General features: G+C 42.5%; 7 protein-coding genes. 4 read left to right on the top strand and 3 right to left on the bottom strand.

All coding sequences use genetic code 11. From position 1 onward, the window contains the following. Positions 1–699: LptF/LptG family permease (locus tag B2X72_RS16515; protein ID WP_286850767.1), on the top strand; the 699-nt coding region annotated here is incomplete at its 5' end. 97 nt (positions 700–796) lie between these two features. Further along, a complete protein-coding gene (locus tag B2X72_RS16510) occupies positions 797–1,708 on the top strand; it encodes a DMT family transporter (RefSeq protein WP_145327832.1) in 912 nt (303 codons plus the stop codon). A gap of 45 nt (positions 1,709–1,753) precedes the next feature. Here the strand turns inward: B2X72_RS16510 and B2X72_RS16505 are convergent, their stop codons facing one another. Next, a complete protein-coding gene (locus B2X72_RS16505; protein WP_286850763.1) occupies positions 1,754–4,795 on the bottom strand; it encodes a VIT domain-containing protein in 3,042 nt (1,013 codons plus the stop codon). Between the two features lie 342 nt (positions 4,796–5,137). On the opposite strand from B2X72_RS16505, the gene B2X72_RS16500 reads away from it, so the two are divergent. Then, positions 5,138–6,427 carry an esterase-like activity of phytase family protein gene (locus B2X72_RS16500; protein WP_088160252.1) on the top strand — a complete coding sequence of 430 codons (1,290 nt, stop codon included), beginning with the start codon at positions 5,138–5,140 and terminating at the stop codon, positions 6,425–6,427. Between the two features lie 151 nt (positions 6,428–6,578). Here the strand turns inward: B2X72_RS16500 and B2X72_RS16495 are convergent, their stop codons facing one another. Continuing rightward, complete coding sequence (locus B2X72_RS16495; protein ID WP_145327830.1) at positions 6,579–8,039, bottom strand: glutamate synthase subunit beta; 1,461 nt, start codon at positions 8,037–8,039, stop codon at positions 6,579–6,581. 17 nt (positions 8,040–8,056) lie between these two features. Then, positions 8,057–12,571, bottom strand: a complete 4,515-nt coding sequence (gene gltB, locus B2X72_RS16490) for a glutamate synthase large subunit (RefSeq protein ID WP_088160254.1) — start codon at positions 12,569–12,571, stop codon at positions 8,057–8,059. A 307-nt stretch (positions 12,572–12,878) separates the two neighbouring features. Here gltB and B2X72_RS16485 point away from each other — a divergent pair. Next, the coding region (locus tag B2X72_RS16485) for a mandelate racemase/muconate lactonizing enzyme family protein (protein ID WP_286850760.1) at positions 12,879–13,944 on the top strand (1,066 nt) is incomplete at its 3' end.

The following is a 13,944-nucleotide window of genomic DNA, read 5'->3' as shown; positions in this document are numbered from 1 at the left end:
AATAAGATGAAGGTTGATTTTGAAAATATCTACGTAAAGCCACCCAAGGATAACTCGAGGGTTTCTACTCACATGCAATTGGACAAAAACAGCTATGTTTATATAGACAATTTTGATAATACAACCAAAACAGGATACGGCTTTGTACTTGAAATTTTCAAAGGGGATACCCTCAAGGAAAAAATGATGGCTGACCGTATTACCTGGGACTCGGTGGCAACAAAATGGAAGATCGAAGGATATACCAATCGTATTATCAATGGACTGCATGAACGCATGGACAAAGGAGCCGTTAAAGACACGACTTTGGATATGAAACCTTCGGATTTTGAGGTACGTGACAATATGTTTACCGCCATGGATACACGCGAATTAAATATTCGTATCCATAAGGAGGAGATCAGAGGAACAGGAGTCATGAACGATTTATTGCTTGAGAAATACAAGCGTTATGTGTATCCATTTTCAGCTTTTGTACTGACCTTGATGGGTGTGGCACTGTCCTCTAAGAAAGTGCGTGGGGGGATAGGATTGAGTCTTGGGATTGGTATCGCGTTAAGTTTTACATATATCGTCTTTATACAGTTTGCAACGATGTTTTCTTTGAAAGGGGGACTGCCACCGTTGATAGCCGTATTAATTCCGAATGTTACCTTCTTTTTGGTAGCACTATACCTGGCGATAAAAGCGCCAAAGTAATTTTTTGTTCAGTTTTCAATAACTTCAGTGAGCCTGCCTTATAAAGGGAAATAATAGGTATTGCTCATCATTTCTATACAAATGTATTCTAGAGAATATGGCTAAAATTCAATTAAATCGGAATATTCTAATTCTGCATTTAACAATACTTATTTGGGGATTTACCGGGATTTTGGGTAGTCTGATTTCCGTATCTGCCCTTCATTTAGTGTGGTATCGTGTTGCAATAGCGTCTATCGCGCTGTTGATCTATTTCTTGGTAACCAAACAATCGATTGTAGTTTCGCGGAAACAGTTTCTCCAGTTTTTTATGGTGGGGGCCGTTGTTGGGCTGCATTGGGTATTATTTTTTTATTCGATCAAAGTATCGACCGTATCGGTGACATTGGTTACGCTATCCTCGGTGACTTTATTTACGGCAATATTGGAGCCTATTGTGAATAAAAAGCGCATTGCACTGTTGGATATTGTAGTTGGTTTGGTAATTATCATCGGTATTTATACGATCTTTTCTTTTGAAACACATTACCTCGTTGGTCTATTGGCGGGGCTTGGTTGTGCGTTTTGCGCGAGTATATTTTCTATCGCCAATGCGCGTATGGTTAAAAAATCGAGCCCAACCCTGATTACGTTCTATGAGATGATGGGGGCATGCTTTTGGATCAGCATATTGATGTTGTTTACAGGAGATTTCAATGCTGAAATGAGACTGGGGCGGCAAGATTTAATTTATCTGCTGTTGTTAGGTGTGGTTTGTACGGCGGTGGCTTATGTTATGGGCGTTGCTGTTATGAAGGAATTATCTGCTTTTACTGTTGCGCTGACAACCAATCTGGAGCCTGTATATGGTATTCTGTTAGCGATGTTGATATTTGGGCAAAAGGAGACCATGAGCGGCGGGTTTTATCTTGGAGCCTGTATCGTTTTAGGAGCAGTATTTACTTACCCTTATGTAAAAACCAAATTAGAGAATAGACAAAAAGATCTGGTTATTCGTAAATTGCATTAATTGAGACAGTGAAGTCAATTTATTGACTTCACTGTCTCTGGTAATCTACTGGAATGAAAATTCGCCAATACCAATATTGCGCTCCTTATTGCGGTCAAGGTAGATCGTAACGATTTTTCGTTCTTGCTTTCCACTGCTATAGTAGGTATAAATTTCAGCCATCACAGCCGCTGGACCTGCTAGCGTCAGGGAACCATCGTTAAAGAAATCAACTTCAATTTTATATTTTCCTTTTAGTGCTTTTTTCAATAAAAATTGTTCAGGGCCATAGCCGCCAGTAAAGTCATTGCTGAGTCGACCCCCAATCGCTGTGGCTGGATTACTATAAAAGCATTTTTCTTGATTTGGATCAGTTACCCAAAGGTCTATATCGGTGTTTTGTGAATTCCAATTGATGACAACACGAATGTCGACGGGCAGATCCGCAATCAATTTTTTGTTCACGGTAACTGTGGAGCTTGCAGCTTTGTTTGCTTTAATGATATTATTGATTTCCATAACCAATGTTTCTTCAATACCGTCATCGCGGTCGGCTGCTTCCGGGGAGTAGCTCTGGGTCAAAATCCCATATAATTGTTCTAGTGCTTCCTTGAACATACCTTTGTCTTGTAAGACAAGGGCATAATCGCGGTGGCTTTGTGGATCCATTGGACGCCATTTTAAAACCTTAGCTGTAATGAATAGTGCATTGTCGTAATCGCCCCATTCCCGTAACTTATAAGAGATGGTTTTGTAGAGATCTGCATTTTCAATTTGTAAGTCTGCGAGTGCACTTAAAATGAGTAGCGCTTTGTCTCGATCTCCTCTTTTGAAAAAGAAGTTTGCGACATCAAAATAAAAAGTTGGCGTTCCCATATACTGATCCCGAAGTTGGAGATAGCTTTTGTAAGGATCTTTGGATTGAATAAGGTCCTGTAAATAGGCTTGGTCTTCTTTAATTTCGGGGATGCTGATTTTTCCACGTATGTTGTTAGTGCTGCTTGGCGTTTGTAGGCCAGCTACACGTCCTTCTAAGGATTGAACAACAGCGAATTCCTGAAGAACGTCCTCAGATGCGGCCGCCCTCGCCAGTTCGCTGGTTGCTGTATGGCCAGTGCTTGAATTGCCAGTTGCCGAGATGCTTTTCGCTGAGGTTCGGTCAGATGAACGCGATTCTAAGGCTAGCGTGGGAGCTGCAGGACTAGCTGAGCGACGCGACGGAATGGGTGTAACAGGAGCAACACCGGTAGCCATCTCTTCAGCAACGGCAGGTTCTGGAATGCGAATTAATCTTTTACGCTTTGGATATTTCTTTTTTTGCTGAAAATCGGTATTCCACCAGGACTGAAGCTGTTTGGTAATGTCTTGAGCCTGATCCAACAAGTCTGCTACACGTTCTTCCTTTGCGATACGTTCTTCTTTTATGAGCCGATTAAATTCGGAAAGCAATTCGGCAGGTGGAGTTATTGCATAACGTATGTAATCTTCTACAGTTTCCAGTACAATTAAGCTGGTATTTCGGGTAACAATACCGAACTGTTTACCAAGGGTTTCAATTTCTTCACGATTGTCTTCGTATTGAAGATCCAGCGCTTCAATTTTCTTTTGTGCCCAGATCTGCTGTAGGTCAATTTCACCATGGTCAGGGTGCAGCGCTATACTAATCTCTTGTGGTGCTTGTTGCCCATCTCCTACAAGTACGGTGAGCTGCTTCAATCCTGGGTGTTTCCCTAAGCCCGCGATAGAAAAATTGGCTTGTATTGGGGTACCTTTTTGAGGATAAACTTCTTCAAAATCATTTTTTTCTTTTATCCCCAGATAGATAAGGTTTATCGTATTTAGATTATGATAAGCTTCAGTTATTGAGGTATTGACTAAATTGATCATCTTTCCAATATGTTTTTGGGCAATTTGTTTTAGGACACCATAGTCGGACCCGCTGGATGAAGTAATGCAATAGACTGGATTGTCAAGGCTCATTTTACTTTGACCAAATGTAGAAAGGCCGTCGCTAAACAGCAGGTAATTGCTGGCCTTTATTACACCGGCCTTTATTTGGCTATAATCTGTACCGCCATCGTAATTAATTCCTTTGATGTAGTTTTTGAGATCATTCCAATTACCTTGACTTACCTGAAACGTATGCCCTTTTACAAAGCGGATGTCCAATAAGCCCAGATCAACAGTCATATTGGGGTTTTCTTTAAAAAAGAAATCTAATAGCGCGAGTTCCTTTTCTATATCTCTATTTTTACTGCTGAGCGAACGGTCCCATATAATTCCAATGCTGTGCCCCCATTTCTTTTGAGCAGGTTTTATGGAGTTGACGCTTGCATTGGCAAGAAAATAAAATGTATTGTCATTATTTGCCTGAAATAGACCTGATGTTTCCCTGTTGTCTGTCGGCAGTTGAATGACTAAATTTCGCTGGGATTTAAACTGTTGTTTATGTAAAGAAGCTGTGTAATTGCTGTTATGTTGTGAGAATGCCAACGAACCATCTGGTTTCTCTGTGAAATTTGGCTTATGTGTGTCTTGAAAGACATGGATATCCAAGGTGAAGTTTTCAATGGGGGATGTATAGTTTAAGGGTAGATGGTAGTAACGAGCCTGATCGGATGCTGTTGTCAGATTTTCCGAATAGCTAATCTGAACGGTGCGTTTCCCATTCGCTGGTAATGGGTAAATCCGAGTTCGGAAATTATTGCCTTCGACTTTTTCCAATAGACCCGGATCGACCCGGCGTGTTTCTATACTTTCAAATACTTCGGTACCTTTATTTTTATCGACTGGAACTGCCTGGCGTAATTTGCCGTTGATATCTAAGGCGTAACCGCTCACGGAAACGCCTTCCGGCATAGGGAATGTCAGTTCGCCCTCGAGATCGCGATTGGTCTTATTGTCGAAGACCATTGTCATCGTCGTTTTGGCCATATTTCCGAAGATCGCAACATCTACTTTTAGGTCTGCCAACATCACCTTGTTTTGCTGGCTATCGTCATTTTTAATTCTTAAGCTGGGTATTTCGCGTGTAGTTTTGATCTGAGATTTCGTATCCACATTGGAAAATGCCAAAATTATGAACAGGGCAACTATGATCTTTTTCATCTTTCTATGTTTAGTAGGTGAGGTCCGTGAATACATCGATGGTTCGCGGTACAATTAGTTGTTATTTTTCTAGTGATGCAGGAAAATTCAAAATTCCATAACCGAGGGTATTTAANNTTTTTATAGGATGTTTTTTACGATAGATGCAGTTTATTTAAACTTATGTTAATGATTGGCTAATATCTGGCAATTATGTTTGCATCAGTATTCGGACAGCCAGCCAAGTATAGATTGTTTAGACTAACCTTACTGTTTTATCGGATATGCAAGGCAACAGGAATAGAATTTGGCTATTGGAATGAACCTGAATAGCAGTAAACATTATTTGAAAAATTTGTACAGATGAAAAAAATATACAGTGTACTGGGGATAGCCCTATTGTGTGCTTCATGTAGTAAAGATGATGTGTCGCAGATTACTGACCCGACAGAACTGACCTATCCGCAAAAGGCAATAGCAACAGACCCAAAAGTATTAAGTGATATTAATGATGTAAAAGTGTATAATGGAGGCTATGGGTCTTCGATGGTCCAAGATCCTACTGATAAATCTATATTTTATCTTTTAACTGATAGGGGACCAAATATTGATGGGACAGAAAGCGATAGTAAAGTATTTGCTACTCCGGCATTTGCACCGCAGATCGGTAAATTCAGATTAAAGGAAAATACGCTAACATTGGAATCTGTTATCGAATTGAAAAATAAAGATGGTGTGAAATTGAATGGTCTGCCAAATCCTGAAGGGAAGGGTGGTTCTGGAGAAAAAGCATTGGGGGTTGATGGTAAAGATCTAGGGAAAAGCGAGGATGGAATCGATTCAGAGGGACTAGCGAGAGCGGCGGATGGTTCTTGGTGGGTCAGTGACGAATACGGACCACATATCGTTCATTTTGACGCTTCGGGAAAAGAAATCGAACGGATTAATCCTTGGTCTACGGGTAAAAAGTTGCCTTTAGTATTTGCCAAACGTCGTCCTAATCGCGGAATGGAAGGATTGACGCTTACGCCTGACGGTAAAACACTGGTCGGAATCATGCAATTTCCGCTGTATAATCCATCTAAAGATGCGATTAAAAATTCGTTGGCAATCCGTATTGTTACGCTCGATATTGCGAGCGGTGCCACGAAACAATATGTCTATATGATGGAGCGTACCGATTTGCAGGCTGTAAGTGAAATTGCTGCCGTGAGCAATTCAACATTTATTGTCTTGGAACGTGATGGGGAATACGCGACAGAAGCAACTCGCTCTACTGTATTTAAGAAAATTTATAAAATAGATCTTTCTGGCGCAACAGATATCTCGGATGCGAATAATACCGCAACTGGGAAATTATTTGACGGTAAAACTGTCGAGGAACTCAAAGACGCAGCTACATTGGCAAAGTATAATATTAAACCAGTCAATAAGACATTGGTTGCTGATTTAATGACTGACATCAAGGAATTGTATCCGCATGATAAAGCAGAGGGCTTGGCTGTCATTAATCCATTCATGATCGCGGTATGTAATGATGATGATTTTGGGGTAACCGGAAAAGGTTTCTATGAGTCGAAAATATTGCCTTACATAAAGACTGTAGATAAAAACAGCATTTATTTTGTTAAACTTAAGGACCCACTGAAATAGGGACGAATGACTGATCATAAAAAGGTCCGTTGAATTCTCAACGGACCTTTTTATGATTTTATACTGTTCACGCTTTTGCTCTTATCGCTAAAGATTATACGGTGGCTTGGTGTACCACTTGTATGAACTCTCTGTTGAGCGCGGCCTACTTTTAAGCATTTATTGTGGTCAGGAAGTCTTTGCTTTCAAGCTCTGAATAACCCATTAGGTATTCATCGACTTTTCGAGCACATTCGCGTCCTTCGGAGATGGCCCAAACAACAAGCGATTGGCCTTTACGGCAGTCTCCGGCTGTAAAGATATTATCAATTGTCGTTTGGTATTCTTTGTCATTTGCGAGGATATTTCCTTTTTCATCTACACGAACACCTAACTGTTCTAAGAGCGTATGTTCAGTATGTTGATAACCAATAGCCAGTAATACGAGGTCTGCCGGTATTTCACGGATCTCGGATTCTCCTAAGCGGGTTCTTTTTCCAAATTCATCAACTTCGTATTGAACTTCCTTGATTTTTACTCCCTTAATATGACCATTTTCGTCTTGGACAAATTCCTGGGTTTCTGTAGCCCAAAGTCTTTCACAGCCTTCTTCTTGGGAAGAGGAGGTTCCGAATGTGAGCTTGTCCATCGGCCAAGGATTGTTCTTTAGGCGATGTTTAGATGGTGTAGGTTTGCGGGCAATCTGTGTAATACTTTTTGCACGATGACGATTGGATGTACCAATACAGTCTGATCCGGTATCACCGTCACCGATGACAACAACATGTTTGTCTGTTGCCAAGATGCGGTCTTGTTCGATAGCGATTCCGCTTACTTCTTTATTCTGTTGGGTCAAAAAGTCCATGGCAAAATGTATGCCTTTAGCTTCATGCCCCGGTAATTGCATGTGCCAAGGAACGGTTGAACCAGTGGCCAATATAACTGCATCATAAGCTTTTAATTCATAAAAGCTGATATCTTTGCCAACTTCTGTGTTAACCTTGAATTCTATTCCCGATTCTTTCATGAGATTGACACGGCGATCGATCACCGATTTTTCTAATTTAAAATCCGGAATACCGTAACGGAGTAAACCTCCAACCTGGTCATCACGTTCGAAGACGATAACATCGTGCCCAGCCTTATTGAGCTGAGCGGCAGCCGCTAGTCCTGCTGGACCAGAGCCCACGACAGCGACGCGTTTGCCTGTTTTTAAATAGCTTTTATGTGCTTTGACATAACCCTTTTTAAAAGCAATCTCAATAATATGTTTTTCGATCTCCTCAATAGTGATCGGAGTACTATGTATGCCAAGTACACAGGCTGATTCGCATGGTGCCGGACATATTCTACCTGTAAATTCAGGGAAGTTATTGGTGGAGGACAAAATCTGATAGGCCTCTTCCCATTTTCCATCGTATACGGCATCGTTAAATTCAGGGATGACATTGCCCAGTGGGCAACCTGAATGGCAAAATGGAATGCCGCAATCCATGCAGCGAGCAGCTTGCTTATTGAGCTCATTCTCTGAATATCCTTTATTGAATTCCTTAAAGTGCTTTACGCGACCTTCCACAGCTTCTTTTGTCGGAAGCACGCGCTCAAATTCTTTAAAACCTGTAATTTTTCCCATGATCTGTGCTTCCTATATTATGCTTCAACTAATTTTTGACGAATGACATTTTTGTATTCTCTAGGGAATACCTTAATGAATTTATTTTTTTCTCTTGACCAGTTTTGCAGGATGAAATCTGCTCTGCGGCTATTGGTAAGCAAAATATGACGTTTCAGCAAAGCGATAATTGCGGTTTCGTCTTCACTTTCCAATGGGTCCAGATCGACCATTTCCTGATTGCAGTTTTCGCGGAAATCCTCGTTAATGTCGTAGATCCATGCGATACCACCGCTCATTCCGGCAGCAAAGTTACGACCCGTTGCCCCTAAGATCAGCGCACGGCCCCCAGTCATATACTCACAGCCATGGTCACCAACACCCTCAACGACAGCTGTTGCACCTGAGTTACGTACGGCGAAGCGTTCGCCGGCCTGTCCGTTCACGAATAGATGTCCAGAGGTTGCTCCAAATAGTGCAACGTTGCCGATAATGATATTATCTTCCGGTACGAGAGCACTTTCTGCAACTGGATAGATTGCTAGCTGAGCTCCTGATAGCCCTTTTCCAACATAATCATTGGCTTCACCTTGTAATTCAAATGAAAGACCCTTTGTTGAAAATGCACCGAAACTTTGTCCGGCGGAACCTTCAAATTTGAAATTGATGGTATTATCAGGCAGGCCTTCAGAACCGTAGAGTTTTGAAATTTCATTGGACAACATTGTTCCGATCGTACGGTCTGTATTTTTGACCTTAAAGGTGCCAAATACAGGAGTTTTGCTGTCTAAAGCCAATTTTGATTGTTTTAGGAGGCCCCAATCCAAAATCATGGCCATACCGTGATCCTGCTCTTCGGTATTGTATAACGATTGTCCAGGCTCGTTGCGTTCCACATGTAGAATGTCTGTGAAATCAATTTTCTTAGCTTTCCAATGGTTTATATTCTCGCGTTTTTTCAAGAATTGAGCTCTTCCCACCATTTCGTTGATGGTACGGAAGCCTAGATAAGCCATAGTTTCCCGGACTTCCTCCGCGAGGAAGGTAAATAAGTTGACAATATCTTCTGGTTTTCCAGAGAATAATTTACGCAGTTCTGGATCTTGAGTTGCAACACCTACAGGACACGTATTCAGGTGGCATTTACGCATCATGATACAGCCGCCGGCAACCAATGCTGCTGTAGATACGCCCCATTCCTCAGCGCCCAATAGTGTAGCGATGATGATGTCGCGACCTGTTTTTACCTGGCCGTCCGCTTGTAACACGACACGACTGCGCAATTTGTTTTTAACAAGTGTCTGATGCGCTTCTGCAAGGCCTAATTCCCAAGGTAGTCCAGCGTGCTTGATTGAACTGATTGGAGATGCACCTGTACCACCATCAAAACCTGCAATAAGAATGACGTCGGCATGGGCTTTTGCAACTCCGGCAGCAATGGTACCAACACCTGCTTTAGAGACCAATTTTACGTTGATTCTTGCTTGACGGTTAGCATTCTTTAGGTCAAAGATCAGCTGCGCTAAATCTTCGATGGAGTAAATATCGTGGTGGGGGGGGGGTGAAATCAGACCGACACCCGGTGTAGAGTGTCTGGTTTTTGCAATCCAGGCATCCACTTTGGGACCAGGTAATTGACCTCCTTCTCCCGGTTTGGCACCTTGGGCCATTTTGATCTGTAGTTCGTCCGCTTGTGTCAGATAATTGGACGTGACACCAAAACGAGCCGAGGCAACCTGTTTAATAGCCGAGCGCATAGAATCTCCATTTGGAAGCGGTTGATAACGCAATTCATCTTCTCCACCTTCACCAGTGTTCGATTTTGCACCGATGCGGTTCATGGCGATGGCAAGGGTACTATGCGCTTCGTGGGAAATTGATCCAAAGGACATCGCTCCGGTTGCGAAACGTTTTAGAATTTCACTAGCAGGTTCTACTTGCTCCAATGGAATAGAATTGCGATGTTTTGCAAAGTCCAACAATCCACGAAGGGTAAACATATGTTCCTTCTGCTCGTTGATTTTCTGTGCGTATTTTTTATAGGTTGCGTAGTCTCCGGTGCGACAGGCCTGTTGCAATAGGTGAATCGTGTCGGGATTCCAAAGGTGGCCTTCACCGCGGCGTTTCCATTGGTAAATACCGCCTTCTGGCAATAAATTTTGCGGTGTACGGCTTTTTTCAAATCCACGCCAGTGTTTTGAGAGGGCTTCTTTGGCAAGATCATCTAATGTCATGCCACCGATACGTGAGACTGCTCCGCAGAAAAATTTATCAACGACAGATTTGTCGATGCCGAGTACCTCGAAAATCTGCGCTCCGTGGTAGGATTGCAATGTGGAGATCCCCATTTTGGAGAAAATTTTCAACAAACCATTGTTGACGGCCTTGACGTAGTTTTTGGATAATTCTGGCCAAGTGAGCTCTGTATCTAAGGTATTTTGTTCCTTCATCGTACGGATGCTCGCCAATGCCATATACGGGTTGATCGCAGTGGCACCGAAAGCTAATAGGCAGGCAAAATGGTGCACTTCCCAAGCATCACCGGCTTCGACCACTAGACCTACAGCGCCACGGTTACCTGTTTTGATCAAGTGGTGATGGACTGCTGAAACAGCAAGTAACGATGGTATTGCTGCATGTTTGGAATCGATCGCACGATCTGAAAGAATTAAGACTTCAAAACCATCACGTACGGCATCATCCGCATAGCGGCACAAGCGTTCCAGACCTGCTTCCAATGATCCAGGCTTACCATCTGAGCGGAAATAAGACTGAATGGTTTTTGCTTGGAACAATCCTGTGTCGATCGAACGCAATTTCTCCAGTTCTTTGGAGGTCAGGATCGGATGCGGTAAAGTCACACAGTGACAGAATTTCTTGTCTTCGATCAGGATATTGCCTGCATTACCGATGAATGTTGCTAAACTCATGACCAAGCGTTCGCGAATCGGATCGATTGGAGGGTTAGTTACTTGGGCAAAAAATTGTTTAAAATAACTTGAAATATGCTGTGGTTGATCGGAAAGAATGGCCAGCGGAACATCGGACCCCATTGAGCCTGTCGGTTCGTACCCTGTCAATGCCATTGGAGTCAGGATGGTTTCCAGATCCTCGCGGGAGAAACCAAATGTCTTTTGATATTTGAAAACGGAATCTTTGGAAAGATAGGTGTAGGTTACACGAGGCTCTTCCAGTTCTTCCAGTTTGATTTTGTAATTGTCCAACCAATCGCTGTAGGGCTGCTGGTTGATCAGCTGATCTTTTACTTCGTTATCGGTAAGGATACGGCCCTGTTCCATATCGACAAGAAAAATCTTGCCTGCTTGTTGGCGGCCTTTTTTGATGATGGTAGACTCCTCGATCGGAAGTGCTCCCGCTTCAGAAGCAACAACGACGCGGTCGTCTGAGGTTACGGCATAACGTAGTGGACGTAAACCGTTGCGGTCTAGAGTAGCACCAATATGCTTACCATCGGTGAAGCAGAGGGCTGCAGGACCATCCCAAGGCTCCATCAACGTCGCATGGTATTCGTAGAAAGCACGTTTTAAAGGATCCATTTGTGTATTGCCATCCCAAGCTTCAGGTACCAACATCAACATGACGTGGGTGAGGCTACGACCGCTGTGTAAAAGAAGTTCCGCTACATTGTCGAGGCAGGCCGAATCGGACTGACCACGGTCAACGATTGGAAGTAAGATTTCCATCTCTTCTTCCGTAAAATAGGGCGATGATAAAGCGCGCATACCTGCATAAAACCAATTCAGGTTACCTGTCAACGTATTGATCTCGCCATTGTGTGCCAGCATACGGAATGGTTGAGCAAGCGACCATGAAGGGAAGGTGTTGGTGGAAAAGCGCGAGTGAACTAAGCCAAAAGCAGATACCACACGAGGATCGCGTAAATCAAGATAATAAGTTCCGACCTGGTATGTTGTTAATTGACCTTTGTAAATAATTGTTTTGCAAGAAAGCGATGCAAAGTAAAGCGGGAGAGGATATTCTTGTTGTTGTTTAACTTTTTGAATGATCAGGCGACGTAGTACAAAAAGTTTGCGTTCAAATTCTTCAGTGTTTGAAACGCCGTCCGGTCTGCTGACAAAAAATTGGACAATTTCAGGTTCTGCACTGAGCGCTGTTGGTCCAATACCTTCACGATTGACTGGTACTGGACGGTAGCCAAGGAATTTCATACCCCTTTCTGTTGCCGCTTCCTCAATCAAATCCCGACATATTTTGTTCATGTCTTCTTCTTTAGGAAGAAAGACCATACCTGTGCCATAATAACCTGGCTCTTCCAGTTGTATACCCAAGTTGATACATTCTTCCCATAAAAATTCATGTGGAAGCTGGATCATGATACCTGCTCCGTCACCGCTTTCTGGGTCACAGCCACAAGCACCGCGGTGTTCCATGTTTTCCAACATGGTCAATGCATCCTTTACTTGTGCGTGTGATTTATTTCCTTTGATATGGGCGACAAAGCCTACCCCACAGGCGTCATGCTCAAAATTAGGGTCGTAGAGGCCCTCCGTTTTCGGTCTTTGTTGAATCATCTTTCCTTTTCAAATATTATACATTGCTAATATAGGAATAAAAAACGTAAATATTGTAAATATTCTAATGAAAATGTGTTTAATTTGATTTTATCATTTCTTTTGAAGTGTTTTGTTGCTGATATTGTATTTGGTATTCGTGGCTGTTAATACAGTTTGATGCGTAGCTGAATAATGCAACATTTGGCAATATTTTTTTGTGCGATATGGAAAAAGCATCCCAAGATTGCGAGAATATATATAAATTAGGCAAAGTATTGCATATCCTTTTATGCTGTATCGACATGGCTTAACTAAAGAGAATGAGATGAAAATAACTGAAATTGAAATTTATCGACTAAGCATTCCTATGGAACCTTTTGTCATTGCGACAGGGACAATGGACTATGCGCAAAATACTTTTATACGTATATATACCGATGCCAATATATATGGTGTGGGCGAATGTTCTGCCTTTCCGATGATCGTTGGAGAAACACAAGATACTTGCTTAGTTCTGGCTAGAGATTTTGCAAAGATCTGGAAGGGGCGCGATCCTTTGGCCATAGAAGAGCGTTTGGCTGAATTGGATTTGTATATTGCCGGTAACAAAACGATCAAATCGGCTTTTGATATGGCCTTGTATGACTTGGCCGCCAAACATGCTGGTCTACCGCTTTATCAGTTTCTAAAGGGAACGAAACGAGAAATTACGACAGATATCACTTTAGGAATTGCGTCTCCGGAAGAGATGGCGCTGAAGGCAAAGCGTTTACAGGACGAAGGTGCGGTCATGTTTAAAGTTAAACTGGGGAAGGAGCCAAAAACGGATATTGCGCGTATTCGTGAAATACGTAAGGCTGTTGGATTCGAAATGCCTATTCGCGTGGATGCAAATCAAGGCTGGTCTTATGCGGGGGCAATAGAAGCTTTGCAGGGGCTAGAACCTTTTAAGATACAATTTTGTGAGCAACCAATGCGTACCTGGGATGACGAATATTTACCGCAATTGCGCACAGAAACTATTGTTCCCGTGATGGCGGATGAATCTGTTTATTCTCACCATGACGCAGAGCGTCTCTGTAAAGCTGATGCTTGCGATTATATCAATATTAAATTTTCCAAATCAGGAGGTATTCAAGAGGCCTTAAAAATTAATCATATTGCTGCGGAATACGGCATTACTTGTATGATCGGAGGAATGCTGGAATCTCGCTTGGCTTTGGCTGCTAAGGTACATTTCGCGTATGCTGCCCCAAATGTCAAGTTTTTTGATCTGGACACATGTATGGTTGGCCATCTGGAGGATCCTGTTATCGGTGGTATTCAATATGACGGATACAAAATACATATCTCAGACCAAATTGGAATCGGGGCGGATATAGACCAAACTT

The organism is Sphingobacterium sp. UBA7253 (assembly GCF_002472745.1).
Taxonomy (GTDB): Bacteria; Bacteroidota; Bacteroidia; order Sphingobacteriales; family Sphingobacteriaceae; genus Sphingobacterium; species Sphingobacterium siyangense.
Note: the sequence above shows the minus strand (reverse complement) of the source record. Positions and strands in the feature narration are given on the sequence as shown.